This is a genomic window from Pseudoduganella rhizocola, from assembly GCF_045984285.3.
In the GTDB taxonomy this organism is placed as follows: domain Bacteria; phylum Pseudomonadota; class Gammaproteobacteria; order Burkholderiales; family Burkholderiaceae_D; genus Rugamonas.
Genome location: NZ_JBJQIK030000010.1, coordinates 1 through 25955, shown reverse-complemented (window position 1 = coordinate 25955; position 25955 = coordinate 1). Strand labels below are relative to the sequence as shown.

Here is a 25955-nt window from a genome sequence, read left to right as displayed (position 1 = left end):
CGGCGCCGGCCACGTCGGCCTGCGGCAATTCGCATAAGCTTGTGCGCGATGCGCAGCTCAGCGCCAGAAGCGGTTGAGCAGTGGCGAAACGCTGATGCCGTGCAGGACGATCGAGGAAATGATCACCGCGAGCGCGATGTTGAGCAGGTCGCGCGCCATGCTGAAGGGCAGCCCATGGTTGATGGCATAGGTCAGGTAGTAGATGGAGCCAATGCCGCGTACGCCGAACCAGGCGGCGATGGCGGTCGCCCGCCGGCCGATGCCGGAGCCGGCCAGGCTGACCAGCACGCTGAGCGGGCGTGCGGCGAAGAGCACGAAGGCAGCCAGCACCCATGGCCGCCAGTCCGCAAGGTAGAGTGTTGCCGCGCCACCCAGCAACAAAACCAGCGTCAGTTCGGACAGCCGTTCCAGGTGCTCCTTGAAAACCAGGGCGCCCCCGCTGACGGTAGGTTCGGCCGGCACCACCGCAGGCGCCATCGCCCGGTCGGTTTCCGGTTCCAACAGTCCCTGGCGGTTGGTCGGCGCATGAATCAGCCGCAGTTCCGTCTGCCGCAGCGCCACACCGGCCGCGAACACTGCCAGAAAGCCGTAGGTGTGCAGCCACACTGCAAGGCCGTAACTGAGCCCGATCAGGCCAAGGCCGAGCAGGTCGTCCAGCACTTCATGTTTTGCGATGCGCTTGCGCAGTGAGCCGCTGGCCCAGGCCAGCAGCGCGCCGCAGGCCACGCCAATCGCCAGGCCGCCCGTGCTGGCCCAGATCACATCGACCATGAGCCACGACGTGCCATACGGCCCCAGTTCGTGCAAACCCAGCAGGCCGAGGCCCAGCATCACGAAAGGAAAGGCGCTGCCGTCATTCAGGCCCGCTTCGCAGGTGAGTGTGAAGCGCAGCGGATCGTGGTCGCCGGCGTGGCGCAGTTGTACGTCCGTTGCCAGAACCGGGTCGGTGGGCGCGAGGATGGCGCCCAGCAGGATCGCCGCGCCGGCGGGCAAGCCAAGCAGCCATCCGGCGGCGGCAATGAGCATGACGGACACGGCCATCGCCAGCCAGGCCAGCCGCAGCGCGGGCAGCCAGCGGGCGAACGTGAACGGTACGGGCATCTTGATACCGGCCGAGAACAGCGAGATCAGTACGGCGACTTCGGCAACGGGCTCCAGGAAGCCCGATTCGGCCAGCGGGTCGAAGCTGAACACGTTCAGCACGAGGGGCCCGAGCAGCAGCCCAATGACCAGGTAAATCGTCGCCGAGGTGAGCGGCATGCGCGCCACAGTTTGCCCCCACAGGCCGCGCGCCACCATCAGGGCCCCGATCAGCACGAACCATTGATAGCTGTTCAAACCTTGTCTCCCGCTGCGCGCGCTGAAAAGGCATCTTATCCTGTTCCCGCAATCGTGCAGGCACGGCAGGCGCGTATAGTGCATGCAACCGCGCGAAGACTTTCAATCCTGGCCCTTCAGCGCGGGACACCTGGAAGCACCCCATGTCCTCAACCTTGTTGGAAACCCTGCGCGCCGACCGGCGCGGTAACCGCCGCATTGCCGGCACTGTGGCCTCCGCGCTGCGACTCAGTAACGCCAAGGGCCGTGTCCAGGCCTGGCACTACCTGCGCCGCTGCCTCGTTCCAGCCCAGATTGCACTGCGCGTGTTGTCCACGCACGGGCCGCGCCGAAACGCCGATGCGAGGCCGGACGACAAAGCCTTCACCCTACCCGGCACCAATTCCGCCGGGGCCGAGCAGCGTAGCCTGCAGGTGGCGCAGGACGCCAGCGCCGGCTTCGCGCCCCGGCGGCGTATCAACCAGGTCGCCGCCATCATCTGCGAACGGGCGCTGCAGAGAATGCACACCGACAGCCGCGAATACGCCGAAAGCCTGCTCCGCATGTATAACCTGAAAACGGTGACGATCATGCGGGTCCTGTATGACCCGAAGCTGCGGCGCCGCCAGCACAGCGCAAGCGCCGACTGAGCGCTATCCGGCGGCAGCGATGCCGAAGAAGCGCAGCATTTCACTGCTGGCATCCGGACCGGTCACGTCGGTAAAGCTGCCTTGCGGATTGCCGCCCGCCCATGCGTGGCCGGCGCCGTGAATCTCCCACTGTTCGGCGAATACCTCGCCGTTCAGGCGGCGGTGCGTGGTGCAGGTGTAGCGGCGTCCGCCTTGCGCTTTGCCTTTCGTGATCTCGGCTTTGGCGTGCGGTTCCGAGGCGGTCCTGCTGTCCAGGATATGCGCCGAGTTGGCGGGGTGCACGGTCTTGTCCTTGTCGCCATGGAAGACAATCAGGCGGGGCAGGGTAAGCGGCCTGGTGCCGGTGGCGCTGCCGGACTGCATGGCCTGCAGCGCACTCGGCAAGTCGTGCGCGGCGCCGAAGGGCAGGCCGGAGTGGACACCGACGCAGCGGAAGGTTTCCGGATGCAGCGTTGCCACCGCGAGCGCCATCGCGCCGCCAGCCGACAGGCCCGCAATGCTTATGTGATCGGCCTGCACCGCATAGTCGTCCATGACGCTGGCGACCATGCCGGCGATGATGGCGGCTTCGCCACGGCCGGTCTGCAGCGCGTCCGGCTGGAACCAGTTCCAGCATAGCGAATGGTTGGCTTTACGCGACTGAGCCGGATAGAGCACGAGGAAGCCGTCGCGCTCGGCCAGCTGGTTCATGCGCGTGCCGGCTGCGAAATCGTCGGGGTCCTGGGTGCAGCCGTGCAGCATGACGACCAGCGGCATGGCCTGGCCCTGATAGCTGGCCGGGACGTAGAGCTTGTAGCTGCGGCTGCCTTCCGCGCCGCGATAGGCTGCGGCAAGGAAGCGCGCGCCGGCAGGCAAGGGCGCGGCAGGCGTCCGCGGCGGCTTGCGCCGCGCCGGCTCGGGCATCAGCCCGCCCGGCAGTTCGACGCCGGGCATACTGAACGGAGGCTTGCGCACTTTCCTTGAGCCCGGCGGGGGCGGGTTGAGGTCCTTCATCGGCGGCGCCGGTGCTTCGTCGACCGCGCCGGCCAGGGCCCGCTGGATCGCTTTGGTGGCCTCGAGCGGTCCCTCGGCCATAATCTTCCTGGCCGCCAGCTGTATGCCGGCGACCGTGTCCTTATCAAATTTCATGTGGGCTTCCTGTGTTCGTTGAAGAGTCAGCATCGGGAATCAGACAGGACTGCCATACGGCAAGACGGGAGGGATGCCAGCAATGACTGCTGAATGGTGCAGTGCAGCAGTCAATATACAGCAGGTGCGGATTGCGTGTCGCCTTAGTTTTGTGCTGCGCATGCGGAACGCAATTCTTTCGGCCGCAGCGGTATGGAAAAGGTGAAGCTGGTGCCTTGCGCGTCCGAGGTCACGGTGATATTGCCGCCGTGCGTCTGCACGATTTCGCGCGCGATGAACAGCCCGATGCCAAGGCTGGTGCGTTCGGCATGGCTGGTGTTCAGGGTGGCGGCAATACGCACCAGCGGGTCGAAAATGGCCGAGATCTTGTCTGCGGGAATCTCCGGCCCCTGGTTTTGCACCACAATGGTGGCATCCTCCACGCCGTGTTCCAGCTTGACCCTGACCGGCAGTTCGGGCGTGCCGTATTGCAGGGCGTTGCCGATGAGATTGGACAGCACCTGGGCAATCCGTCCCTCGTCAAACGTCGCCTTCAGCTTGGACGGCGTGCAGAGCTCAATCTGGCGCTCGGGATGGAAGGTGCGCAACTCGTTGACGACCTGTTCGGCCACGGTCACCAGGTCGCCGGACATGCGGCGGATTGGAATGCCCGGCCCGAGGTGCGTGCGGGTGAAGTCGATCAGGTCGCCGACCAGCTTGTTCATCCGCTTGCCGCTGCTGAACATGCGGGCCGCGATGAGTACGTACCGGGCCGGGATATCCGCGGCCTGCATCAGGAAGCTCGCGCCGGCCACCACCGTGCCGAGCGGATTGCGCAGGTCATGGCCCAGGATCGCCAGGAACATGTTCTGCGACTGCTTCACCAGGCGCTCATAGCGGGCCACCGATTCGGCCAGCGCCTGGTCCACCGCCTCATTGAAGCGTGCGATATCGGCGATATGCCGCGCCGGATCAGCGATCGCCTGCTTGCCCCACAGCGACAGGACGCTGGAGCGCAGCGCGCGGTATTCCGACACCAGTTGCACCACGGTGTAGCCCGACTGCAGGCGCGCGGCCGCATGCACTTCGGCCGCCGTGTCGCCGCGTTCGCGCTTGCCCAGGCCCTTCGATTTTTCGGCGCGCTCCTGCTCCGATTGCAGGGTCCTGATGTCGGCTGCGAAGACCAGCAGCATCTGGTGGGCGTGGTCGCGCAGCTCCGCGTCATCCATGGTGAGCGCGGGTGGTTCGATGGTACGGGCGAACTCTTCCCACGCCACGAGAATCGGCTCAATGTTTTCGAGGATGAAATCGGCAAGCAGGCTTTGTGTCATGGGAGTCACCTATAGCCTCGTGGTGCGGATGCACGGTGGAGGGAACCGATCATAGCACCTGCGCGACAGGCGCGGCGGCGCGTATGCATATGCAGAAAACTCATGTGAACAAATTCACATAAGGTTGTGCGAAACAATTCGTTCTGCTTTCAAACGGAGCGCTTTACTCTGCGTTCATTGCAAGCCAAATCAGGAACAACACGTCATGAGCATTCTCCTTATCAGCGGCAGCCCGGCATCCCCCTCCAGTTCCGACCGGCTGCTGCAGCATATCGGCGACCGCCTTGCAGGGCACGGCCACCGCACCTCCCATCTCCGGGTGCGCGAGCTGCCTGCACAGGCCTTGCTGCTGGCGGATGCTGAGGACGTGGAGCTCCAGCGAGCGATTGCAGCAGTGGCGGCGGCGCGTGCGGTAGTCATCGCAACGCCGGTCTACAAGGCGGCCTATTCGGGCGCCCTCAAGACATTCCTCGACCTCTTGCCGCAAAACGGCCTGTCGGGGAAGGTTGTCCTTCCGATCGCCACCGGTGGCAGCCAATCCCATTTATTGGCGCTCGATTACGCCTTGCGTCCCGTGCTGCATGCGCTGGAAGCACGCCAGGTATTGCCGAGCATCTTTGCAACGTCGCACCAGCTGCACTGGAATGAAGACGACGGCCTGACGCTTGCGCCGCCGATCGCTTCCCGTGTCGCATCGGGCATTTCGCACCTGTCGGAAGCCCTGCAGGACCATCACCGATATAACAACAAAGCAGCTTAAGAGGATATCTATGACATCAGTTATCGACCGTGCGGCCCGCCGCCGCACGCTGGGACTTCTTTTTGCCGGCGCCGTGGCCGGTGCCTTGCCTGCCGCCGCGCAGGCGCAGAACAAGCCGGCGATCCGCATCGGCTTCCAGAAATACGGCACACTGACCCTGCTCAAGGGCCGCGGCACGCTGGAAAAGCGGCTGGCGGAAAAGGGCGTTGGTGTGCAATGGATTGAATTCCCTGCCGGCCCGGTGCTGCTGGAAGGCCTGAACGTGGGCAGCATCGACTTCGGCACGGTGGGCGAAGCGCCGCCGATCTTCGCGCAGGCTGCTGGCGCAGACCTGGTCTATGTTGGCCATGAGCCGCCATCGCCGGCCAGCGAAGCCATCGTGGTGCCGAAAGATTCGGCGCTGCGCAGCGTGGCTGAGCTGAAGGGCAAGAAGGTTGCACTGAACAAGGGCTCCAATGTCCACTTCCTGCTGCTCAAGGCACTGAAGAAGGCGGGCGTCGCCTACAAGGATATCCAGCCGGTCTTCCTGCCGCCGGCCGATGCGCGCGCCGCTTTCGAGCGGGGTTCGGTCGATGCATGGGCAATCTGGGACCCGTTCCTGGCCGCCGCCGAGAAGCAGCTGGGCGCGCGCGTGCTGGCCGACGGCAAAGGCCTCGTAGCCAACCACCAGTTCTACGTGGCCTCGCGCAGCTATGCGCAGAAAAATCCTGAACTGGTCCGTATCGTCATCGAAGAGCTGGCGAAAGTGGATGACTGGGGCAGCAAGAACCTCAAGGACGTAGCGGCCATCCTGTCGGTGCAAACCGGCCTCGATACCGGCGTCGTGGAATTGGCCGCCAGCCGCTACTCCTACGGAGTGCAGCCGGTCAGCGCCGATGTGATTCGCGAACAGCAGAAGATTGCCGATGCCTTCTCCGGCCTGAAGCTGATTCCGAAGCCGATCTCGGTGAAAGATGCCGTGCTGGCGTCGAAATGAGGAGGCGCCATGTCACTCAATCTGTTCTGGTTCATCCCGACCCACGGCGATAGCCGCTACCTTGGCACGTCCAAAGGCGCGCGGCCTGTCGATTCCAACTACCTGCAGCAGGTGGCGGTCGCCGCCGATACGCTGGGCTACGACGGCGTGCTGCTGCCCACCGGCCGTTCCTGCGAAGATGCGTGGGTGGTCGCTTCCTCGCTGATCAACGTCACGAAGAAGCTCAAGTTCCTGGTCGCGGTGCGTCCCGGCCTCTCCACGCCCGGCCTGGCGGTGCGCATGGCGTCGACCTTCGATCGCCTGTCCAACGGCCGCCTGCTGATCAATGTGGTCACCGGTGGCGACCAGCAGGAGATCGAGGCGGACGGTTTTTTCGCCGACCATGCCAAGCGCTATGAAGTCTCGGATGAATTCATCCGCGTGTGGCGCGCTGCGCTGTCGGGCGAGGGCGGCGAGGCCGGCTTCGACTTCGAGGGCAAGCATGTGCGCGTGAAAGGCGCCAGGACGCTGTACCCGCCGGTGCAGAAGCCGTATCCGCCGCTGTACTTCGGCGGCTCCTCCGAAGCGGCGCATGAACTGGCCGCCGAGCAGATGGACGTGTACCTGACCTGGGGCGAGCCGCCGGCTGCGGTGGCGGAGAAACTGGCCGATATCCGCGAACGCGCGGCGAAGCGCGGCCGCAAGGTGAAGTTCGGCATCCGCCTGCACGTGATCGTGCGCGAAACGAACGAAGAAGCATGGCGCGCGGCCGATGAGCTGATCAGCCATCTGGACGACGAGGTGATCGCGAAAGCGCAGGCGGCTTTCGCGCGCATGGATTCCGAAGGCCAGCGCCGTATGGCGGCCCTGCACGGCGGACGGCGCGACAAGCTGGAAGTGGCGCCCAACCTGTGGGCAGGCGTGGGCCTGGTGCGTGGCGGCGCCGGCACGGCGCTGGTGGGCGACCCGGAAACGGTAGCGGCCCGCATCCGCGAATACCAGGAACTGGGGATCGAGACCTTCATCTTCTCCGGCTACCCGCACCTGGAGGAATCCTACCGCTTTGCGGAGCTGGTTTTCCCGCTGCTGGGCAAGGGCGCGCAGGCCGGCGAGCAGTCGCTGACCGGGCCTTTCGGCGAGATGATGGCGTCCGACATCGTGCCGAAGAAGAAGGCTGCCTGAGATGGCGGCCCGACGCTGGCAAAGATCGCTTGCGCCATGGCTGCTGCCGGCTGCGCTGCTGCTGGGGTGGGAACTCGCAGCGCGCACCGGCTGGCTGTCCAGCCGCATCCTGCCGGAGCCATGGGCTGTGGCGCAGGCGTTCTATACGCTGACTGAATCGGGCGAGCTGTGGGCGCACCTGCGCACCAGCCTGTGGCGCGCGCTGAGCGGCTTCGCCATCGGCGGCGGGGCAGGGCTGGCGCTCGGCCTGCTGACGGGCAGCTTCCGCAGCGCCGAAACGCTGCTCGACACCACCTTGCAGATGATCCGCAATATTCCGGCGCTGGCCCTGATTCCGCTGGTGATCCTGTGGTTCGGCATCGATGAAACGGCCAAGCTGTTCCTGCTGGCGGTGGGCGTGTTCTTCCCGGTCTACCTGAACACCTTCCACGGCATCCGCTCCGCCGACCAGGGCCTGATCGAGATGGCGCGCAGCTATGGCCTGAAAGGCTGGCCGCTGTACCGCGACGTCATCCTGCCGGCCGCGCTGCCGTCCATCCTCGTCGGCGTGCGTTTCTCGCTGGGCCTCGTGTGGGTGCTGCTGATCGTTGCCGAAACCATTTCGGCGCAGGCGGGCATCGGTTACATGACGATGAATGCCCGCGAGTTCCTGCAGACGGATGTGGTGCTGGTGGGCATTCTGCTGTACGCCTTGCTGGGCAAGTTCGCCGACCTGTTCGCGCGCGGGCTCGAACGCCATTTCCTGCGCTGGAATCCAGCCTACCGCTAAGGAGAAACCATGTATCCCGCTTCGATTCCGGTCGATACCGAACTGTTTGCCTTCGCGCCCGAACCGCCGGCACAAGGAACTGTGCTGCGCCGCCAGGGCGTGAGCGTCACGTTGGAGGGCCTGAGCAAGGGCTATGCGGGCCGCCGCGTGCTCGATGGCGTGGGCCTGCACCTGCGGGCCGGCGAATTCGTGGCCGTCGTTGGCCGCAGCGGCTGCGGCAAGAGCACACTGCTGCGCGCCATTGCGCACCTGGAGCCCGCCGACGCGGGCGAGGCGCGCATCGGCAGCGGCCATGTGGATGCGGACATGCGCCTGATGTTCCAGGATGCGCGCCTGCTGCCATGGAAGACGGTGCTTGAAAACGTGGCCCTCGGCCTGCCGCATGGCCTGAATGCGGCGGCAGCCGCGCTGGCCACGGTGGGCCTGGGCGGCCGGGCCGACGACTGGCCATCGGAGCTCTCCGGTGGCCAGCGGCAGCGCGTGGCGCTCGCGCGCGCGCTGGTGCACGAGCCGCAGCTGCTCCTGCTGGACGAGCCGCTGGGCGCCCTCGACGCGCTGACCCGCATCGAGATGCAGCAGCTGATCGAGTCGCTATGGCGTCAGCGCGGCTTCACGGCGGTGCTGGTGACGCATGATGTGCAGGAGGCGCTGGCCCTGGCCGACCGCGTGCTGCTGATCGAGGACGGCGGCATCGCGCTCGATGTGGCGGTGGACCTGCCGCGTCCCCGCCAGCGCGGCAGCGCCGGATTTGCGGCCCTTGAACAGCAGCTGCTGGACCATCTCCTGAACCAGCGCAAGGCCGCCTGACTCCAGGTCGTCCCCCCCCGGCAGAACGCCCAGTCATCCCCGCGCAGGCGGGGATCCAGGGGAGGTAACGGGACGCCGCTGGCCCCCCGCCTGGGCGGGGGCAACCCTTCGAGCTTTTCGAATCAAACCAGCGCCTGCCCCCTTGCGGGGTGGCCGTTGTCACATCTTTTGGCAGATTCCGCCCCGTACGGCAGCTCCGTATCATAGGGACTATCGAGAATTTCGATGATAAACCGGTAAATTTTCCGTTTTTCATCTGGACAGCTGCCAAGCATAATCCGCTCCATCGACAACCCTTTGGAGCAAACACCATGAAAAAACTGATCGCACTGGCCCTGGCCGCCGGCTTCTCCCTGTCCGCATTCGCCGCGCCGGACACCTTCGTCATCGACAGCACCCACACCTTCTCGCGCTTCTCGTACAGCCACTTCGGCTACTCCACCCAGTCCAGCCGTTTCGACAGCACCACCGGCAAGATCGTGCTGGACCGCGCCGCGAAGACCGGCTCCGTTGACGTGACCATCGACGCGAAATCGGTCAACACCGGCGCCCCGGTCTTCAACAACCACATCCAGGCCGAAGACTTCTTCGACACCGCCAAGTACCCGACCATCAGCTACAAGTCCACGAAGTTCAACTTCAAGGGCGACAAGCTGGCTTCCGTGGAAGGCAACCTGACCATCAAGGGCGTGACCAAGCCGGTGACGCTGGAAGTGACCTCCTTCCAGTGCATGGAACATCCTATGCTGAAGAAGGAAGCCTGCGGCGCCGATGCAGTGGCCAAGATCAAGCGCACCGAATTCAATGCGGGCAAATACGCGCCTTACGTGGGCGACGAAGTGACCCTGACCTTCGCTATCGAAGCCGTTAAAGAATAATCCGCGCTGCCAGCAGGCGCCGGTATCAACAAAAGGAGAATGAACATGAAACGACTGATGTTATCGGCCGCCCTGCTGGCGGCAGGACTCTCGGCTGCGCAGGCAACCGACCTGATTGTCACCAACGCCAAGGTTGCCACCATGACGAAGGAGGGCAGCTTTGCGCAGGCCGTCGCCATCAAGGACGGCAAGATCACTGCCGTGGGCAGCAACGCCCAGGTGCTGAAATCGAAAACTGCCGCCACCCAGGTGATCGACGCCGGCGGCCGCACCGTGATTCCCGGCCTGAACGACTCCCATCTGCACGTGATCCGCGAGGGCCTGAACTACAACGCAGAACTGCGCTGGGACGGCGTGACCTCGTTGAAGAAGGCGCTGGCCATGCTGAAGGAGCAGGCGGCGCGCACGCCGGACGGCCAGTGGATCAAGGTAGTCGGCGGCTGGAACGAATACCAGTTCGAGGAAAAGCGCCTGCCGACGCTGGAAGAGATCAATGAAGCGGTGCCGGACAAGCCGGTCTTCCTGCTCTACCTGTATGGCCTGGGTTTCCTGAACAAGAAGGGCATCGAAGTCCTGAAGTACGACAGCAACACCAAATACAAGGATGGCGTGGTGGAACTGGGCGCCGACGGCAAGCCTACCGGCCTGCTGATAGCGAAACCGAATGCGATGATCCTCTACACCACGCTGGCGAAAACCGGCGCCCTGAGCCGCGAGCAGCAGGTCAACTCGACGGAACACTACTACCGTGAGCTGAACCGTCTTGGCGTGACGAGCGCCATCGACGCGGGCGGCGGCGGCCAGGCCTATGCCGACGACTACGCGGTGAGCCTGGAGCTGGCGAAGAACGGCAAGCTGACCGTGCGCACCTCCTACTACCTGTTTGCGCAGAAGCCGGGCAAGGAGCTGGAAGACTACCAGCGCTGGCTGACCATGACGAAGCCGGACAGGAACGACCACCTGTTCTACGCCAACGGCTACAACACCGAAGGCGGCGGCGAAAACCTGGTGTGGAGCGCGGCCGACTTCGAGAACTTCCTCGAGCCGCGCCCGGACATGCCGCATGAAATGGAAGGCGAGCTGGAAGCCGTGCTGCGCCTGCTGGTGAAGAACCGTTGGCCTTTCCGCATCCACGCCACCTACGGCGAGTCGATCGAGCGCGACCTGGCCGTGATCGAAAAGGTCAACAAGGAGCTGCCTTTCAATGGCCTGCGCTGGTTCTTCGACCATGCGGAAACCATCAGCGACGCGCAGCTGCTGCGCGTGAAGAAGCTGGGCGGCGGCATCGCGGTGCAGAACCGCATGTACTTCCAGGGCGAGTCCTACTGGAAGCGCTACGGCGAACAGACGCGCCAGATGCCGCCGATCCGCAAGATGCTGGACATGAAGATTCCGGTCGGCCTGGGCACCGACGGCACCCGCGTCAGCAGCTATGGCCCCTGGCCATCGGTCTACTGGGCCGTGAGCGGCAAGACCGCGGGCGGCCTGCAGATCTGGCAGAAGAAGGATGTGCTGAGCCGCTATGAGGCGCTCAAGCTGATGACCCAGGGCAGCGCCTGGATGAGCGGTGAAGAGAAGCTGAAAGGCACGATCGCGAAAGGCCAATACGCCGATCTCGTGATCCTGCCGCAGGATTACTTCTCAATGCCGGTGGAGCAGATCCGCAACCTGGAAAGCGCGCTGACCATCGTGAACGGCAAGGTGGTGTACGCCGGTGCCGACTTCGGCCAGTATGCCCAGCCGTTGCCGCCGGTGCAGCCTGAATGGAGCCCCGTCAAATACTACGGCGGCTACCAGAACAAATGAGGAAGCTGATCGGTCCTTTCACGCCGGATGCGGGCCTGCTGTTTGCCCGCATCGCGGGCGCGGCGCTGCTGCTGTGGGTGCACGGCCTGCCCAAGCTGCTGCACTGGCAGGAGGAACTGGCCCACATCGACGACCCGCTGGGCATGGGGCGCGGCCTGACGCTGGCCTGCGCGCTGTTCGCGGAGATCGTGTGTCCGCTGCTGGTGGCGGTGGGGCTGTTCACGCGGCTGGCAACGCTGCCGGTGCTGTTCCTGCTGCTGGTGTCGATGCTGCTGGTGCATCCGGAATGGAGCATCGCGGAAGGGCAGTTCGGCTGGCTGCTGCTGATTGTGTTCGGCACCATCGCCCTGTCCGGCGCGGGGCGCTATTCCATCGACAGCACACTCACACCAGCCCGATAGCACCCAGCAGCGCGCCGCCCGCCAGCACCCAGAGCAGGTGGATGCGGGTGCGCCAGATCAGCAGGCAGCTCACGATGGACAGGGTCCACAGCGGCCAGTCGGTGGCGATATTGCGGTTGGCGCTGCCGAGGATAATGCCGGTCGATACCAGCATGCCGATCACCAGCGGCGCCATGCCCTGCTTGAAGGCGCGCACGCCGCGCAGCTCGCGGTTGCGGTGGGCCCAGCTGGTCGTAATCAGCACCAGCGCGCTGCTGGGCAGCATGATGCCGGTCATCGTCACCAGCACGCCCGCCACGGCAGCCACATAGCTGCCCGCGTTCATGCCCACATTCCAGCCCATCAGCGCAACGAAGAGCACATTCGGCCCCGGCGCCGCCTGCGCAATGGCGATGGAGTCGTTGAACTGGGCCTGGGTCAGCCAGCCATGCGTCTCAACCAGGTAGCGGTGGATTTCCGCCGTGGTGGAAATGGCGCCGCCGATGGACATGAAGGACAGCAGCATGAAATGGGCGAACAGGTCGAGCCAGTCCTGCCAGCTGAGCACGATGGCGGCGCTCATGGCTTGAGGGCCCGCCAGGTCAGCACGCAGCCGAGTGTGCCGAGCGTGGCCAGCACCGTCAGCATCGGCAGGCGCAGGCCGATCAGGCACACGACGGACAGCACCGAAATGCCGATGGTGAGCGGCATGGGCAGGGGATGACGGTTCAGCGTCACCGCCAGCTTGATGCCGGTGGCCGCGATCATGCCGGCCGCCACCGCAGCCATGCCGCGCAGCGCGCCCGCCACCGCCGGAATATCGGAGAACTGGTGGTAAATCGAGGCCAGCGTAAGTACTACGAACATCGGCAAGGTCAGCATGCCCATCAGCGCGGCCAGCGCGCCGCGCAGGCCGAAGTAGCGGTTGCCGATTACCAGCGCCAGGTTCACCACATTGGGCCCCGGCATGGTCTGCGCGACCGCCCACTCCTCGATGAATTCTTCCTGCGTCATCCAGCGCTTGCGTTCCACCACTTCGCGCTGCACCACGGGCAGCACGCCGCCGAAGCCCTGCAGGGCCAGCACGGTGAAGGAAACGAAAAGATCGGACAGGGACTTGGGGCGGGGGCGGTCAGGCGGGAGATTCATGCCGCCATTATAGGCTCAGCCGCCGCCGATGCCCTCGATAATCTTGCCGCTGCCGCCGCAATTCGGACAGGGCTGGGCGACTGCGTTCTTGCCTTTGCCCGCGCATACAGGGCACACATCCTCACCGCTGCCGGGCGTGCCGGGACGGGCTTCGTCGCCCGGATTCAGGGGCGCTTTTGGCTGCTGTTCATTCATCATTGCTCCCGATACTTATGCACAAAAATTGCGAAAAAGAAATTGTCGCTGAATTTTTGTAAATACCCGTTTGTGAGAATGCGTTAGATTGTAAGTGATTGATTTTATTGGGTCTTTATTTTGCCTTCTGAACGGGCACTTTGTAGGAAATGGCGTCGTTACGGGCTTTTTGGGTTGTCAAGAAGCCCTTATCAACAAAGATATCCACAAGCTGTGTGGATATCGCAAAAAAGGGTTTTAAATCCGCGACTTAGGCAGTCTAGCAGAGCGCGCACTAACACGATGCGCGCTTGATAAGGGAGAATTGGCAGCAGTTAGTGCAGAGATAAATGCTGTACGTGCATACAGTATTATGCTGCGGCGAGCCGCGCCCGCGCATCGTCCAGTTCCTGCTGCAGCAAGTGCAGTTTCTGGTCGCAATCGAGCAGGCTCTGGTAGCCGCGCAGGGAAGCGATTACCGTCGTGAACAGCTTGCGGGTGGTGAGGTCGGTCTTGCACCAGAAGTCGTTGATGTCGTAATCGAGGATGATGCTGTGCTCCAGCGCCTGGCCGGGCTGGCCGGTACGCAGCACAATGCGCACCAGCTTGTTATGCAGCTCGTCGCGGATGCGGGTGGCCACCTTGAGGCCGGCGTCCGTGGTTTCCATGATCACATCCAGCAACACCAGGGCGATATCGTCTTCGGTGCGCAGGATGTTCAGCGCTTCCTCTCCGCTATAGGCGTGCAGGAAGCTCAGGCGGCGGCCCATGAAGCAGGCGTTGCTCAGGGAGAATTTTGTGACCACGTGGACGTCCACGTCGTCGTCGACAATCAGGACACGCCAGGGCGGCGGTCCGCTCTGGGCGGACTGTTGCTCAGCGGAAGCGGTCGCATCGTCGTCAATCATCCAGTTGTCGCTGGAATCTTCGTCAGGAACTTTAACGTCCATCAGGGCTCCAATCGGTAAATGCTGCGCTTTGTGATGACACTATTCCTCACCGGAACTTTTGTCAAAGCTTTCCGTTCCGATTATCCACTCTAATCTGGGCCCGGAAAAATATTTTACAAGCGTGGTCCTTATGTTAACTAACGCACAGTTGGGCTCGCCAAGTCATTGATTTATAAAGACATAAATTTTGCCTTCTGAACGGGCATTTTGTTAAAAGCCGCGCCGTTACAGGCTTTGCGGCCTGTCAAGCCCCGCTTTTCCACATCCTTATCCACAGCAGAAGTGGATAAGTGAAAAATTGGCTTTGTAAACGTCCGTTTACGGCGTTAACATCAGAAATCGCTTTGCCTGGTTTCCGGGCGCTGCACGAGCGTGCCCAGCCGCTCCAGTTCGGCCAGGAAGCGCTCGCAGGCGAGGCCCGGCGGCCACGGTTCCCAGGCCTCGCCGCCGTACAAAGGCTTCAGCGGATCGTCAGGCAGCGGCTCGTACCGGATCTTCAGCGTGCTGCGCACTTCCTCACGCGACCAGCCCACCACGTGCACCGCTTCGCTGGCTGCCGCCACCCGGTCGGCGCGCTTGTGGATGCTGTGCTCGCGCGTGGTCCAGTCCGGCAGCCCGTAGCGGCGGAACACGGCCTGCTCCAGCCGTCTGCTGAGCTCGCGGAAGCGCTCGCCCAGGAAAGGCTTCAGCACGCTGATGCAGTCGAAGCCGAGCAGGCCTTCCTCCGCGTCGTGCAGCAGCTCGCGCAGCTCGATCAGGGGATCGAGCCGCTCGTCTTTCTCAGTGGCCCACATGCGGCGCAGTTGCATCACCGTAATCGAATGCTGGGCCACCGACAGGGGCAGCGGCCAGGCCGAATGGCCGCCCCAGCGGTAGGTGCGGGCGAGGCCGAGCGCAAGGTCGGCATCCTCCCAATCGAAGGGTGTGGGATCGAGCAGGTCCAGCCGCTTGCCGGAGGGCATACGGACCCAGGCGCGTACATCGGCGCCCATCAGGGGAATTCTTTGCATTGAGTCATGCCGCTATCCTACCTTGTCTGCGAGACAGGCAGGGGCGATGCCCCTTGCGGTGCGGCATGCAGCTCAGTCTACGGCTACCTCGCGCAGCCAGCCATCGGCCAGGATCAGGTTCTCGGCCCCATCGGCGCTGTGGGTGCCCGGTCCGTTGCGCATGCCGCCCGCCAGCCAGCCTTTGCCGAACGGCGCCAGCGCGCGCACCTGGTTCTGCCGCGGCCCGCCTTCCACGGGCAGGCGCCGCACCAGCTTCCCGTCCTGGTCCAGAATGGCCAGCAAGGGCGCTGCCGTTTCCGAGATGCTCGCGCCCGCAGTGTTCTGCGTGTAGTTGCTGGCGCCGCCCGCCAGCAGCCGGCCGCCCGGCAAGGGCGCCAGCTCGAGGATCACGTCACCGCCTTCGAAGTCCACCGCCTGCATGCTCTGCACCGTGCGGGAGGACGGCTGGACCCGCGCCACATACCCGTCCCAGCCGGCCGGATTGTCGCGTGCGGTGCGGATGCGTCCGGCCAGGGCCACCGCATCGGGGCCGGTCCAGCGCACGGTGGTCAGCTGCGATTCGGCGCGGGTATTGACGATGGTGCTGCGCTGGCGCGCGCCATTGGCATCGAGGATGGTCAGCAGGCTGCCATACCATGGGCCTGCCAGCAGCGGCTCGTTGAAATGCCGTGCGTGGTCGGCGTTCAGGTAGGTGAGGTTGACCGGCGCCGCAATGGCCACCCGTCCCTGGGCGTCCACATCCATATACGCGCGCCACTGGTGCTGCAGGTCGCCGTAGGGGTCGTGGGTGCCGGTGAGCCACACGTTGACGATGGAGGTGCCCGGTTCGACCAGCGTGCGCCAGCGCATTTGCACAGCGCCCGCTGCCTGCGCCAGGCGGTAGGCCACCAGCGCATTGCGTCCGGTGCGCAGCAGCAGCACGATCTCCTCGCCGGTGGCAGCCAGCCGCGCGGTATCGAGCGTGGGGAAGGGATGCATCGCGCCGGGATCGGCCAGTCCCTCCGGCGAGCCGTAGTAGGCGTCGGCCAGGTGCTGCGGATCGTCCAGCGGAGCGCTGTGCAGCACGGTCCCTCCGGCATCAAGCCGCACGAGCTGCACGTCCCGTTCACCGACCAGCACCGCCGATACCTGGCCGGAGGGGTGCACATCGAAATCGATCAGGTGCCAGCCGGCTGGCGGCAGGTAGCGAGCGCCGCCGCTGAACAGCAGGCTGCGTTCGGGCGCGTTGTAGCCGTCGAATATGCGGTGCGGCTTTTCCAGCAGGGCGATCCAGCCGGCCCCGGACACGCGGGCCTTAAGCACGGCACTGTCCTTGACCGCCACGTTCAGCCGCTGCGGCTCGTGATTGCCGCCCATGACGTTGCCGCCGCCGGGGATGCCGCCGCCACTGCCGCCACTGCCGCCGCCACCGCCGCAGGCGCCCAGGACAATGGTGGAAGTCAGTATGGCGGCGAGTGTGCGCAGCTTATGCATGGAATATCCCGGAAATGGCTATTCAGAAAAGTATAGGAGCAGGATGCGTCCTGAATTGTCCGGAAAATGTCCTAAAAGTTTCCGGGTGCGCGCCTCGGTTATCATGCTGCCAGACAATTAAGGAGCTTGCTGTGCTGATTTCACCCGAACAATGTATCGGTTTTCTCGCCGTCGCCGTGGCCGTCACGGCCTCGCCCGGTCCCGACAATCTGATGGTGCTGAGCGTGGGCATGTCGCGCGGACGCAAGCAGGGCATGGCCTTCGGCCTGGGCTGCGCGCTGGGCTGCCTGAGCCACACCCTGCTGGCCGCACTGGGCGTTGGCGCCCTGATCGCCGCCTCGCCGCTGGCCTTTACCCTGCTCAAGGCAGCGGGCGGCTTGTACCTGATCTGGCTCGGCATCGGCGCCTTGCGCAGCCGTGGCGGCGCAAAGGTCGGCGCTGCCTCCGGGCCGGATGAATCGCTGCTGCGCCTGTTCGGCAAAGGCCTGCTGGCGAATGCCATCAACCCGAAAGTGATCCTGTTCTTCCTGTCCTTCCTGCCGCAGTTCGTGGTGGCGGCGCGCGGCGATGTGGCGTGGCAGACCGCGCAGCTTGGCCTGCTGTTCACACTGCAGGGCTGCCTGCTGTTTGGCCTGCTGGGCTATTTCTCCGGCGCAGTAGGGGCATGGATCAACCGCAAGCCGCGTGCCGGGCTATGGCTGGACCGCATCGCCGGCGCCATCTTTGTCGGCCTCGGCCTGCGCATGCTGCTGGCGCGCTAGCCGGCCAGCAGCTCGAAGCTGAGTTCCAGTTCGTCATCCACCGACAGGGCGCCGTTCAGCACGGAATAGGGCGCGATGCCGAAATGCGTTTGCCGGATGCGCAGGCTGCCACGGGCGTGCAGCGTGCCGCCCTCGCGCCGGCTTGCCACCGGCACCGCGTAGCGCCGTGTGTGGCCGTGCAGGGTGATATCCGCTTGCGCGATGCCGCGTTCCATGGCCTGCACCGTTACCGCCACCCAGGGGTAGTGTTCAGCATCCAGCGCCTTGAGCATATTGGTGCGCGTGCCCGCGATCGCGGCTTCGCCCGGCTGGCGCTGCAGGCCTGCGGCCGCGCGCAGCGGCGCTTCGTCGATGGCCAGCGCGTCGAGGCGGAAACGCAGCATGGCACGGCCTTCGGCGGGTGCGATATCGCCCTCGATGCCGTGCGCGGCCAGCAAATGGTCATGGCCCAGCCCCGCCAGCCGTCCCGCGCGGCGGGCGACGATGGTGATCAGCGAGCGTTCCGCTGCAATGCGCAGCAAACCCTGGTGCGGCGCCGTATCGCGCAGCAGCGGCGGCGCCGGCAGGGCCGCGCCAGGCGCTGATACGGCCGCAGGGACGGCTGGCGGCGCGGGCGGCACGGTGCCACAGGCCGCCAGTATCAACGCTGCAGCGGCCGCGCAGCCGCCGCGTGCAGGAATAATTTTCATACTTGTGATTATTGGAGAGTATCTTCCATCCTGGTTTGTACTATCTTACAGGCGGATGGAAGTATTCGAGGTGTCATCGGCGCGTCATTTTGACGTGAGAAGATGTCTCTGCTCTTTCAAATCTCTCCCGATTTGAATCCCTTCGCCCGCGCTTGCGCGGGTTTTTTTTGCCTGCTGCGCATCCAGCGTGAAGATGCGCACCACCTGCGCCAGGCTGGCTGCCTGGTCCTGCATCGCCGCAGCAGCGGCGGCTGCCTGTTCCACCAGCGCCGCGTTCTGCTGGGTGACTTCGTCCATATGCGTAATGGCCTGGTTCACCTGTTCGATGCCGGCCGACTGCTCCTCGCTGGCGGCGCGGATCTCGCCCATGATGTCCGCCACCTGGCGCACGCTGCCCACCACTTCGCCCATGGTGGCGCCGGCCTGTTCAACCAGCTTGCTGCCGTTTTCCACCTGCGCCACGGAGTTGGCGATGAGCTCCTTGATCTCCTTTGCCGCCGCCGCCGAGCGCTGCGCCAGCGTGCGCACTTCGCCCGCCACCACGGCAAAGCCGCGGCCCTGTTCGCCCGCGCGTGCCGCTTCCACAGCGGCATTCAGCGCGAGGATATTGGTCTGGAAGGCGATGCCGTCGATCACGCTCGTAATGTCCGCAATCTTGCGCGAGGAGGCGTTGATGGAGCCCATCGTATCGACCACCTGCGCCACGACCGCGCCGCCGCGCGCCGCCACATCGGTGGCGCTTTGCGCCAGCTGGTTGGCCTGCCGCGCGTTGTCTGCGTTCTGGCGCACGGTGGCGGTCAGCTCCTCCATCGAACTGGCCGTGTTTTCCAGCTCGCCGGCCTGCTGCTCGGTGCGCGAACACAGGTCCTGGTTGCCGCTGGCGATCTGGCTCGATGCCGCCGCAATATGCTCGGCGCCGTCGCGCACCTGGCCCACTACGGAGGCGAGGTTGCGGCTGATGCCGTTCATCGCTTCCGTCATGCGTGCGATTTCATCCTGGCCGTGCACGTCCAGCTTGACGGTGAGGTCGCCGCCTGCGATATGGCTGGCCGCGTCTTCCACGCGGGCCAGTGGCCGCGTCACCTGCGAACGCACCAGCAGGTAGAGCAGGGCGGCAAACACCAGCAGCGCCACGAAGCCGAACATCACGTAGCGGTTGCGCAGGGCGCGCGCTTCCCGCGTGATTTCGTCGGTATAGGCGCCGCCCGCGATGACCCAGTTCCAGTCCTTGAACCAGGTGTAGGCCACCACCTTTTCCCGCGGCGACGACTCGCCGGGGTTCAGCCACGGGTAGCGGATGATGCCTTCCTTCTTCTCCAGCATCTCCCTGATGAACTCGCGGCCGTCGGAATCTTTGGAGCCGAGTATGTTCTCGCCTTCGCGTGCGGGGTGCACCAGCAGCTTGCCCAGATCCTTGCCGGGCGCCGCGTTCAGCACGTAGAAGTAGCCAGTCTCGCCGACCTTGATGGCCTTGATGCGTTCCTTCACCTTGGCCAGGTCGGCCGTCACGTCCACGCCCACATACAGGATGCCGATCACCTTGCCCTCGGCATCGCGGATCGGGTCGTAGCGCGTGATGACCTGCTTGCCAAACAGCGTGACGATGCCGGTATAGCTCTGTCCCGCGCGCAGCAGCGCGTAGCCGGGGTGGGCGCGGTCCAGCGTGGTGCCCACGGCGCGCGAGCCGTCTTCCTTCTTGACCGAGGTGCTGATACGGATAAAGTCTTCGCCGCTGGCGGCGAAGATGGTGGCGGAGCCGCCGCTTTGCGCCGTGAAGCGGTCCGGAATGGTGAAGTCGTTGTTCAGCACCTTGTCGCCGTTCTTCAGCGTGGGGGCATCCCTGCCGCCCACCGGCACCACGGCGGAGGCATCGAGCGTGAACGGCGCCTCGAAGCTGGCCGCCAGCACGCGCGCGAAGCTGTTCGCTTCGCTGGTCACGGTGGTATTGAAGACGTCCACCAGGTCGCGCACGCCGGCCAGCTCCTGCTGCACGCTGGCCACCGAACGCTGCTCCAGCAGGCGGGTGGTGCTGGCGCTGATGGTGAGGATCAGCGCTGCGAGAATTGCGCTTACCAGCGCGAAAGTGAACAGTGTGATTCGCCCGCCGACGCTCAGGCCTTTTACCCGCTGTTTGAGTTGTTGCATGGTTTTTCCTTCTTTTAATGAAGTCCTAAGCCTGCGTGCGCCGATCTTTGGCAAAGTGTAACCCGTAGCGCGCAAACATTGCGCGCCGGGTTGCCGGATTCCTCAATCCGGCACGATTTCTGTATCGCTGAACATCCCCGCGCTTTCTCCAATAAGCGTTTTGGCCGGTGCTTTTCCTCCAAAAGCAGCCGGCCTTTTTTTTCGCTATGATGGCCTTTTGGTTTCTCGCGAAATGAGGATGTGATGATTGATCTGTACACGGCGGCGACGCCAAACGGCCACAAGATTTCGATCGCCCTGGAAGAGCTTGGGCTGCAATATACCTTGCACCAGCTCGACTTGTCAGCCAATGAGCAAAAGGAGCCGTGGTTCCTGGCGATTAATCCCAACGGCCGCATCCCGGCCATCGTTGACCGTGCCCACAATAACTTTGCCGTGTTCGAGTCCGGCGCCATCCTGATCTATCTGGCCGAGAAAACGGGGCGCCTGATGCCCGCCGATGCCGACGGGCGCTCGAAGGTGCTGCAATGGCTGATGTTCCAGATGGGCGGCATCGGCCCGATGATGGGGCAGGCCAATGTGTTCTACCGCTACTTCCCCGAGAAGCTGCAGCCCGCCATCGACCGCTATCAAGGTGAAAGCCGCCGCCTGTTTACGGTGCTCGACGGCCAGCTCAAGGACAATGAATTCCTGGCCGGCGACTACTCCATCGCCGATATCGCCAACTGGGCCTGGGTGCGCACCTACAAGTGGTCGGGCGTGTCAACCGAAGGGCTGCCACACCTGCAGCGCTGGATCGAGCAGATCCGCGCCCGCCCGGCGGTGCAGCGCGGTATCATGTTGCCGCCGTCTAATGTGTTGGACCGCGCCGATGACCAGGACAAGGCAGAACAATTCGCCGCCGAGGCGCGCAAGATGCTGGAGACGGGGCAGTCCAAACAATAAGGAGACCCCGCATGAAGCTTTACATGAGCGCGCGGGCGCCGAACCCGCGCCGCGTGGCGATGTTCGCCGCCGAAAAAGGCCTGCAGATTCCCGAACAGATGATCGATATCATGAGCGGCGAGCAGCGCAGCGACAGCTACCGCGCCAAGAACCCGCTGGCGCGCGTGCCTGCGCTGGAGCTGGATGACGGCCGCGTGCTGTGCGAAACGCGCGCCATCTGCACCTATCTGGAAGGCCTGCAGCCCGAACCCAACCTGATGGGGACGGATTTCGAAGAGCGCGCCTTCATCGAAATGGCGGACCGCCGCATGGAGCTGCATCTGTTCGCGCCGGTCGCCAACGCGGCGCGCCATACGCATCCGGCGCTGGCGGTGCTGGAGTCGCCGCAGATCGCCGAATTCGGCGCCGTGCAGTCGGCGCGCGTGCGCGAAGCCGTGGCCTGGCTGGACGAGGTGCTGGCCAGGCAGCCTTATGTGGCGGGCGGGCGCTTCACCATTGCCGACATCACGGCCTTCTGCGCGCTGGAGTTTGCCAAGGGCCTGATACGCTTCCGGCCAGGGCAGGAAGGCTTCGCGCATGTGCAGGCATGGCGTGACCGCATTGCGGAGCGGCCTAGCGCCAAGGCGGGGAATTGACGTCATCACCGCGCAGGCACATCATCCCTGCGCAAGCACGTCATCCCAGCGCAAACACGTCATCCCCGCGGAGGCGGGGATCCAGGAGCATGCCACTGCACTCCTGGGCCCCCGCCTGCGCGGGGGTGACGGTCACGTTGTGCGCTTGTACCAGGGGTGTTGGGGAATCGCGGGCACGTAGCCGTCCGGCAGCTCGCTGCTTTCCAGCAGGCGGTCCACGCCCAGCACGCCCAGCACGGCCAGGCTGTCGTGGAACAGGTGCAGCACGCGCTGGCGCAGCAGCGGGCCGAAGTCGGGCAGGGCGCGGCGGCAGACGATCAGCTGGAACTCGTTGAAGGAAGAGTCGGTAACGAGGTTGTACTGCGCCCAGGTGATGCGGCTGCGCAGCTGCGGCACCGGCTGCAGGAACTGGCCGTCGGCCTGGAAGTAGTCGGCCAGCTTGCCCATGCCGCCCGCCATTTCGTACTGGCGCTGGTACTGCGCCATCTTCTCCACCGGTATCGCAGCCTGCGCCGCCTCTTCCAGCAGGTCGTCGCTCGACACCGTCGCGTAGATCTCCGTGCGCCACAGCAGCTGCTGCTCTGCCAGCAGCACGGCCACCGTCCACGCCTGCTCGGCGCCTGCGCAATCGGGCAGCCATACCTTGGGCAGCGGGGCGCCGGGCAGGCATTGCGCCGCCACTGCCCGCAGCTGGGCCGCCTCCTGCGCGTCGTCGAACATGGCGGCCGGCGGCACGCTGAGCGCGCGCAGCATTGCGCTGCAGGTGTTCAGGTCATGCAGCACCCGGTCCTGCAGCTGCGACAGCGTGCGCAGGCCGCGCCGCTGCATCAGGGCGAACAGCTTGCGCTTCAGGATCATGCGCTCATGCGAACGGAAGTCGAAGCCGAAGCGCTGCACCACCGCTTCCAGCAGCAGCTCCAGCTCCAGCGCCTCCACCTCCGGCGACGAATCGCGCCGCAGATCGGCCATCTGCGCCACCTGGTTTTGCTCGTGCTTCATCAATGCAGCCACACACGCATCAGCGACAGCAGCTGCGCCACATCCACCGGCTTGGTAATGTAGTCGGAAGCACCGGCCGCAATACATTTGTCGCGGTCGCCCTTCATCGCCTTCGCCGTCAGCGTGATGATCGGCAGCGAACGGAACTTCGGAATGCGGCGGATGGCGCGCATCGTGTCGTAACCGTCCATCTCCGGCATCATGATGTCCATCAGCACGATCTCGATGCTCGGGTCGCGTTCCAGCACCTCGATGCCATCGCGCCCGTTCTCCGCGAAGGACACCTGCATCTGCTGGCGTTCCAGCAGCGAAGACAGGGCGAAGATGTTGCGCAGGTCATCGTCGACGATCAGCACCTTGCGTCCCGCCAGGCCGGAATCGGCCGCGTGCACCTGTTCCAGCATGCGGCGCTGCGCTTCCGGCAGGCTGGCCTGGGCGCGGTGCAGGAAGAGGGCGGTTTCGTCCAGCAGGCGTTCAGGCGAACGCGCATCCTTGATGACGATGGTTTTCGCATAGCGCTTGAGCTTTGCCACTTCCTTGCGGTTCAGCTCTTTCGCCGTGTTGATCACCACCGGCAGGTCGCGCAGCTTGAGGTCCTTGCCGATAATGTCCAGCAGGTCGAAGCCGCTGATGTCCGGCAGCGTCAGGTCCAGCACCATGCAGTCGAAGTGTGCCGCGCGCAGGGCGGCCAGCGCTTCCTCGCCGGTGCCCACGGCCTGGATATCCACGTCGCTCTCGCCGATCAGGGCCTTGATCGCGTCGCGCTGCGCTTCCTCGTCATCCACCACCAGCAGGCTGCGTTTGCCGCCCATCAGGAATTTCTGGATGCGGCTGAACTCCTCGGTCAGCGATTCCTTGCTGACCGGCTTGTTCAGGTAGGAGATGGCGCCCGAACGCAGGGCGCGCTCGCGTTCGCGCGAGGCCGACATCACATGCACCGGAATATGGCGTGTGCTCGGGTCGCGCTTCAGGCGGTCCAGCACAGTGAAGCCGTCGATGTCCGGCAGATCCAGGTCGAGCAGGATGGCGGACGGCAGGTAGTCGCGCGACAGGCTCAGCGCCGAGTCGCCCTGGTGCGTGACGATGCCCTTGAAGTTCTTCTCGCGGGCGAAATCGAGCACGATCTTGGCGAAGCGCTCATCGTCCTCGATGATCAGCACCGAAGGATCGCCCGGCGAAGTGAGGCCGCGGTCGTCGATGGTGGAGCCGTAGACTTCGGGCTCGTTGTCCATGTCCTGCACATGCACGTGCGGGTCGTGCTCCAGCGCCGGCGGGTTGTACTGCACCTTGGCCGGCTGCACCTGCGGACGCTGGCCTTGCGGGCGCGGCAGGTCGTAGTTGACGAAGCCTGCGCGGTTGTACGGCAGGAAGAGGGTGAAGGTGGAGCCTGCGCCCACCGTCGATTCCACGCGGATCTCGCCGCCCAGCAGGCGGGCCAGTTCGCGCGAAATGGACAGGCCCAGGCCCGTGCCGCCGTATTTACGGGCGGTGGAGCCGTCGGCCTGCTGGAAGGCTTCGAAGATCAGCTGCAGCTTGTCGCTGGCGATACCCACGCCGGTGTCGGTGACGGAGAAGGCCAGCACCGCATCGGCGTTGGCGAGATTCGGGTTGTCCGTGCTCCAGCCGCCCTTGGCGATGCCGATGTCCAGCGCCACCTGGCCGTGCGAGGTGAACTTGAAGGCGTTCGACAGCAGGTTTTTCAGCACCTGCTGCAGGCGCGTGGTGTCGGTCATCAGCGCGGTCGGCAGGTTGTCCGCCAGCTCCACGGAGAAGCCGAGGTGCTTCGCTTCGGCCATGTGGCGGAAGGTGCGGTCTACGTAGTTGCGCAGGTTGGCGAAGCGGTACTCGGACACGTCCAGCGTCACGGTACCGGATTCGATCTTCGACAGGTCAAGAATGTCGTTAATCAGCGTCAGCAGGTCGGAGCCGGAGCCGTGGATGGTCTTCGCGAACTCCACCTGCTTGTTGGACAGGTTGCCCTCGGGGTTGTCACCCAGCTGCTGCGCAAGGATCAGCAGGGAGTTCAGCGGGGTACGCAGCTCGTGCGACATGTTCGCGAGGAACTCGGACTTGTACTTGGAGGACAGGGCCAGCTGGGTGGCCTTGTCTTCCAGCGCCAGTTTCGCCTGTTCCACCTCGCGGTTCTTCCGTTCCACCTCGATGTTCTGCTCGGACAGCAGGCGCGCTTTCTCCGCCAATTCCTGGTTGGTCTGCTGCAGTTCCTGCGCCAGCGACTGCGACTGGGTCAGCAGCGATTCGGTACGGCTGTTCGCCTCGATGGTGTTCAGCACCACGCCGATCGATTCCATCAGCTGGTCGAGGAAGGACAGGTGGGTTTCCGTAAAGCGGTCCAGCGAGGCAATCTCGATCACCGCCTTCACCTGCTGTTCGAACAGGATAGGCAGCACCACGATATTGGTCGGCGGCGCCGCGCCCAGGCCGGAGGACACCACGATGTAGTCGCGCGGCACGTCGGTCAGCCAGATACGTACTTTCTCCAGCGCGCACTGGCCAACCAGTCCTTCACCCGGCAGGAAGGAGGTCGGCAGCTTGCGGCTGGACCGGTAGCCGTAGCTGGCGATCATGCGCAGGCGCGCGTCGTCCAGCTGCGAGTCCATCATGTAGAACACGCCGTGGTGCGCGGACACCAGCGGCGCCAGTTCGGACAGGATCAGCTTCGTCACCGCCTGCAGGTCGCGCTGGCCCTGCAGCAGGCGCGTGAAGCGCGCCAGGTTGGTTTTCAGCCAGTCCTGCTGCGCGTTCTTCTGCGTGGTTTCCTTCAGGTTTCGGATCATCTCGTTGATGTTGTCCTTCAGGTAGGACACCTCGCCGCGCGCCTCCACCTGGATGGAACGGGACAAGTCACCGCGCGTCACCGCCGTCGCCACCTCGCCGATCGCCCGCATCTGGTTGGTCAGGTTTGCTGCCAGCTGGTTTACGTTCTCGGTAAGGTCTTTCCACGTACCTGCAACACCCGGCACGTTTGCCTGGCCGCCCAGCTTACCTTCGGTACCCACCTCACGCGCCACACGGGTCACTTCCGATGCGAAGGAGGACAGCTGGTCCACCATCACGTTGATGGT

At 64.6% G+C, this 25955-nt stretch carries 25 protein-coding genes; 12 read left to right on the top strand and 13 right to left on the bottom strand.

The window, feature by feature from the left end; all coding sequences use genetic code 11:
* Window positions 1-57: 57 nt before the first annotated feature.
* Complete coding sequence (locus tag ACJRPG_RS19860) at window positions 58-1338, bottom strand: cation:proton antiporter (RefSeq protein WP_408001848.1); 1281 nt, start codon at window positions 1336-1338, stop codon at window positions 58-60.
* A gap of 143 nt (window positions 1339-1481) precedes the next feature.
* Between ACJRPG_RS19860 and ACJRPG_RS19855 the strand changes: the two genes are divergently transcribed.
* Window positions 1482-1967, top strand: coding sequence for a hypothetical protein (locus ACJRPG_RS19855; protein ID WP_408001847.1), 486 nt, complete (start codon window positions 1482-1484; stop codon window positions 1965-1967).
* 3 nt (window positions 1968-1970) lie between these two features.
* Here ACJRPG_RS19855 and ACJRPG_RS19850 read toward each other — a convergent pair whose 3' ends face one another.
* Both ACJRPG_RS19850 and ACJRPG_RS19845 read right to left on the bottom strand, forming a co-directional pair.
* The gene (locus ACJRPG_RS19850) at window positions 1971-3095 is read right to left on the bottom strand and encodes an extracellular catalytic domain type 1 short-chain-length polyhydroxyalkanoate depolymerase (protein ID WP_408001846.1); all 1125 of its coding nucleotides are present in this window, start codon (window positions 3093-3095) and stop codon (window positions 1971-1973) included.
* Window positions 3096-3238: 143 nt separating this feature from the next.
* Entirely contained in the window at window positions 3239-4405 is a 1167-nt protein-coding gene (locus ACJRPG_RS19845) for an ATP-binding protein (RefSeq protein WP_408001845.1), read from the bottom strand.
* 205 nt (window positions 4406-4610) lie between these two features.
* Here ACJRPG_RS19845 and ssuE point away from each other — a divergent pair, with 205 nt between their 5' ends.
* The 8 genes from ssuE (at window position 4611) to ACJRPG_RS19805 (ending at window position 11963) form a co-directional block, all read left to right on the top strand.
* Window positions 4611-5165, top strand: a complete 555-nt coding sequence (gene ssuE / locus ACJRPG_RS19840; RefSeq protein ID WP_408001844.1) for an NADPH-dependent FMN reductase — start codon at window positions 4611-4613, stop codon at window positions 5163-5165.
* Window positions 5166-5175: 10 nt separating this feature from the next.
* The gene (locus ACJRPG_RS19835; protein WP_408001843.1) at window positions 5176-6141 is read left to right on the top strand and encodes a sulfonate ABC transporter substrate-binding protein; all 966 of its coding nucleotides are present in this window, start codon (window positions 5176-5178) and stop codon (window positions 6139-6141) included.
* A 9-nt stretch (window positions 6142-6150) separates the two neighbouring features.
* The gene (gene ssuD, locus ACJRPG_RS19830) at window positions 6151-7302 is read left to right on the top strand and encodes an FMNH2-dependent alkanesulfonate monooxygenase (RefSeq protein WP_408001842.1); all 1152 of its coding nucleotides are present in this window, start codon (window positions 6151-6153) and stop codon (window positions 7300-7302) included.
* Between the two features lies 1 nt (window position 7303).
* Window positions 7304-8071, top strand: coding sequence for an aliphatic sulfonate ABC transporter permease SsuC (gene ssuC / locus ACJRPG_RS19825; RefSeq protein ID WP_408001841.1), 768 nt, complete (start codon window positions 7304-7306; stop codon window positions 8069-8071).
* Between the two features lie 9 nt (window positions 8072-8080).
* Window positions 8081-8878, top strand: coding sequence for an ATP-binding cassette domain-containing protein (locus tag ACJRPG_RS19820; RefSeq protein ID WP_408001840.1), 798 nt, complete (start codon window positions 8081-8083; stop codon window positions 8876-8878).
* A 311-nt stretch (window positions 8879-9189) separates the two neighbouring features.
* A complete protein-coding gene (locus tag ACJRPG_RS19815) occupies window positions 9190-9756 on the top strand; it encodes a YceI family protein (protein WP_408001839.1) in 567 nt (188 codons plus the stop codon).
* A 45-nt stretch (window positions 9757-9801) separates the two neighbouring features.
* Window positions 9802-11562 (top strand): amidohydrolase, encoded by a 1761-nt coding sequence (locus ACJRPG_RS19810; RefSeq protein ID WP_408001838.1) that lies wholly within the window; start codon window positions 9802-9804, stop codon window positions 11560-11562.
* On the top strand, window positions 11559-11963 hold the full coding sequence (locus ACJRPG_RS19805) for a DoxX family protein (RefSeq protein WP_408001837.1): 405 nt from the start codon (window positions 11559-11561) through the stop codon (window positions 11961-11963). The genes ACJRPG_RS19810 and ACJRPG_RS19805 overlap by 4 nt, the downstream gene beginning before the upstream one ends.
* On the opposite strand, the gene ACJRPG_RS19800 is transcribed toward ACJRPG_RS19805, so the two are convergent.
* The 6 genes from ACJRPG_RS19800 to ACJRPG_RS19775 form a co-directional block, all read right to left on the bottom strand.
* Window positions 11947-12525, bottom strand: a complete 579-nt coding sequence (locus ACJRPG_RS19800) for a chromate transporter (protein ID WP_408001836.1) — start codon at window positions 12523-12525, stop codon at window positions 11947-11949. The genes ACJRPG_RS19805 and ACJRPG_RS19800 overlap by 17 nt on opposite strands.
* Entirely contained in the window at window positions 12522-13091 is a 570-nt protein-coding gene (locus ACJRPG_RS19795) for a chromate transporter (RefSeq protein ID WP_408001835.1), read from the bottom strand. Before ACJRPG_RS19795 ends, ACJRPG_RS19800 begins: the two co-directional genes overlap by 4 nt.
* 15 nt (window positions 13092-13106) lie before the next feature.
* The gene (locus tag ACJRPG_RS19790; protein WP_408001834.1) at window positions 13107-13289 is read right to left on the bottom strand and encodes a hypothetical protein; all 183 of its coding nucleotides are present in this window, start codon (window positions 13287-13289) and stop codon (window positions 13107-13109) included.
* A gap of 347 nt (window positions 13290-13636) precedes the next feature.
* On the bottom strand, window positions 13637-14215 hold the full coding sequence (locus tag ACJRPG_RS19785; RefSeq protein ID WP_408001833.1) for a response regulator: 579 nt from the start codon (window positions 14213-14215) through the stop codon (window positions 13637-13639).
* 332 nt (window positions 14216-14547) lie between these two features.
* Window positions 14548-15225: a phosphohydrolase gene (locus tag ACJRPG_RS19780; RefSeq protein WP_408001832.1), complete on the bottom strand. Its 678-nt coding sequence runs from the start codon at window positions 15223-15225 to the stop codon at window positions 14548-14550.
* 72 nt (window positions 15226-15297) lie between these two features.
* The gene (locus ACJRPG_RS19775) at window positions 15298-16698 is read right to left on the bottom strand and encodes a hypothetical protein (protein WP_408001831.1); all 1401 of its coding nucleotides are present in this window, start codon (window positions 16696-16698) and stop codon (window positions 15298-15300) included.
* A gap of 131 nt (window positions 16699-16829) precedes the next feature.
* Between ACJRPG_RS19775 and ACJRPG_RS19770 the strand changes: the two genes are divergently transcribed.
* Window positions 16830-17459: a LysE family translocator gene (locus ACJRPG_RS19770; RefSeq protein WP_408001830.1), complete on the top strand. Its 630-nt coding sequence runs from the start codon at window positions 16830-16832 to the stop codon at window positions 17457-17459.
* Here the strand turns inward: ACJRPG_RS19770 and ACJRPG_RS19765 are convergent.
* The gene (locus ACJRPG_RS19765) at window positions 17456-18148 is read right to left on the bottom strand and encodes a YceI family protein (protein ID WP_408001829.1); all 693 of its coding nucleotides are present in this window, start codon (window positions 18146-18148) and stop codon (window positions 17456-17458) included. The two genes, ACJRPG_RS19770 and ACJRPG_RS19765, sit on opposite strands and share 4 nt — an antisense overlap.
* 84 nt (window positions 18149-18232) lie before the next feature.
* Window positions 18233-20293, bottom strand: coding sequence for a methyl-accepting chemotaxis protein (locus ACJRPG_RS19760; protein ID WP_408001828.1), 2061 nt, complete (start codon window positions 20291-20293; stop codon window positions 18233-18235).
* Window positions 20294-20536: 243 nt separating this feature from the next.
* On the opposite strand from ACJRPG_RS19760, the gene ACJRPG_RS19755 reads away from it, so the two are divergent.
* Together ACJRPG_RS19755 and ACJRPG_RS19750 are read left to right on the top strand one after the other, a co-directional pair.
* Entirely contained in the window at window positions 20537-21238 is a 702-nt protein-coding gene (locus tag ACJRPG_RS19755) for a glutathione S-transferase family protein (RefSeq protein WP_408001827.1), read from the top strand.
* An 11-nt stretch (window positions 21239-21249) separates the two neighbouring features.
* Complete coding sequence (locus ACJRPG_RS19750; protein WP_408001826.1) at window positions 21250-21873, top strand: glutathione S-transferase family protein; 624 nt, start codon at window positions 21250-21252, stop codon at window positions 21871-21873.
* 132 nt (window positions 21874-22005) lie between these two features.
* On the opposite strand, the gene ACJRPG_RS19745 is transcribed toward ACJRPG_RS19750, so the two are convergent.
* Window positions 22006-22872, bottom strand: a complete 867-nt coding sequence (locus ACJRPG_RS19745) for a CheR family methyltransferase (RefSeq protein WP_408001825.1) — start codon at window positions 22870-22872, stop codon at window positions 22006-22008.
* A partial coding sequence (locus ACJRPG_RS19740) for a response regulator (RefSeq protein ID WP_408001824.1) occupies window positions 22872-25955 on the bottom strand: 3084 nt, incomplete at its 5' end. The genes ACJRPG_RS19745 and ACJRPG_RS19740, both read right to left, overlap by 1 nt.

Excerpts from the sequence above, each read along its gene's own strand:
- ACJRPG_RS19795 (WP_408001835.1), bottom strand. The coding sequence starts at position 13,091 with ATGAATCTCCCGCCTGACCGCCCCCGCCCCAAGTCCCTGTCCGATCTT.
- ssuE (WP_408001844.1), top strand. The coding sequence starts at position 4,611 with ATGAGCATTCTCCTTATCAGCGGCAGCCCGGCATCCCCCTCCAGTTCC.
- ACJRPG_RS19745 (WP_408001825.1), bottom strand. The coding sequence starts at position 22,872 with ATGAAGCACGAGCAAAACCAGGTGGCGCAGATGGCCGATCTGCGGCGC.
- ACJRPG_RS19855 (WP_408001847.1), top strand. The coding sequence starts at position 1,482 with ATGTCCTCAACCTTGTTGGAAACCCTGCGCGCCGACCGGCGCGGTAAC.
- ACJRPG_RS19780 (WP_408001832.1), bottom strand. The coding sequence starts at position 15,225 with ATGCAAAGAATTCCCCTGATGGGCGCCGATGTACGCGCCTGGGTCCGT.
- ACJRPG_RS19815 (WP_408001839.1), top strand. The coding sequence starts at position 9,190 with ATGAAAAAACTGATCGCACTGGCCCTGGCCGCCGGCTTCTCCCTGTCC.
- ACJRPG_RS19820 (WP_408001840.1), top strand. The coding sequence starts at position 8,081 with ATGTATCCCGCTTCGATTCCGGTCGATACCGAACTGTTTGCCTTCGCG.
- ACJRPG_RS19785 (WP_408001833.1), bottom strand. The coding sequence starts at position 14,215 with ATGGACGTTAAAGTTCCTGACGAAGATTCCAGCGACAACTGGATGATT.
- ACJRPG_RS19845 (WP_408001845.1), bottom strand. The coding sequence starts at position 4,405 with ATGACACAAAGCCTGCTTGCCGATTTCATCCTCGAAAACATTGAGCCG.
- ACJRPG_RS19750 (WP_408001826.1), top strand. The coding sequence starts at position 21,250 with ATGAAGCTTTACATGAGCGCGCGGGCGCCGAACCCGCGCCGCGTGGCG.
- ssuD (WP_408001842.1), top strand. The coding sequence starts at position 6,151 with ATGTCACTCAATCTGTTCTGGTTCATCCCGACCCACGGCGATAGCCGC.
- ACJRPG_RS19810 (WP_408001838.1), top strand. The coding sequence starts at position 9,802 with ATGAAACGACTGATGTTATCGGCCGCCCTGCTGGCGGCAGGACTCTCG.
- ACJRPG_RS19765 (WP_408001829.1), bottom strand. The coding sequence starts at position 18,148 with ATGAAAATTATTCCTGCACGCGGCGGCTGCGCGGCCGCTGCAGCGTTG.
- ssuC (WP_408001841.1), top strand. The coding sequence starts at position 7,304 with ATGGCGGCCCGACGCTGGCAAAGATCGCTTGCGCCATGGCTGCTGCCG.
- ACJRPG_RS19805 (WP_408001837.1), top strand. The coding sequence starts at position 11,559 with ATGAGGAAGCTGATCGGTCCTTTCACGCCGGATGCGGGCCTGCTGTTT.
- ACJRPG_RS19835 (WP_408001843.1), top strand. The coding sequence starts at position 5,176 with ATGACATCAGTTATCGACCGTGCGGCCCGCCGCCGCACGCTGGGACTT.
- ACJRPG_RS19775 (WP_408001831.1), bottom strand. The coding sequence starts at position 16,698 with ATGCATAAGCTGCGCACACTCGCCGCCATACTGACTTCCACCATTGTC.
- ACJRPG_RS19760 (WP_408001828.1), bottom strand. The coding sequence starts at position 20,293 with ATGCAACAACTCAAACAGCGGGTAAAAGGCCTGAGCGTCGGCGGGCGA.
- ACJRPG_RS19850 (WP_408001846.1), bottom strand. The coding sequence starts at position 3,095 with ATGAAATTTGATAAGGACACGGTCGCCGGCATACAGCTGGCGGCCAGG.
- ACJRPG_RS19755 (WP_408001827.1), top strand. The coding sequence starts at position 20,537 with ATGATTGATCTGTACACGGCGGCGACGCCAAACGGCCACAAGATTTCG.
- ACJRPG_RS19800 (WP_408001836.1), bottom strand. The coding sequence starts at position 12,525 with ATGAGCGCCGCCATCGTGCTCAGCTGGCAGGACTGGCTCGACCTGTTC.
- ACJRPG_RS19790 (WP_408001834.1), bottom strand. The coding sequence starts at position 13,289 with ATGATGAATGAACAGCAGCCAAAAGCGCCCCTGAATCCGGGCGACGAA.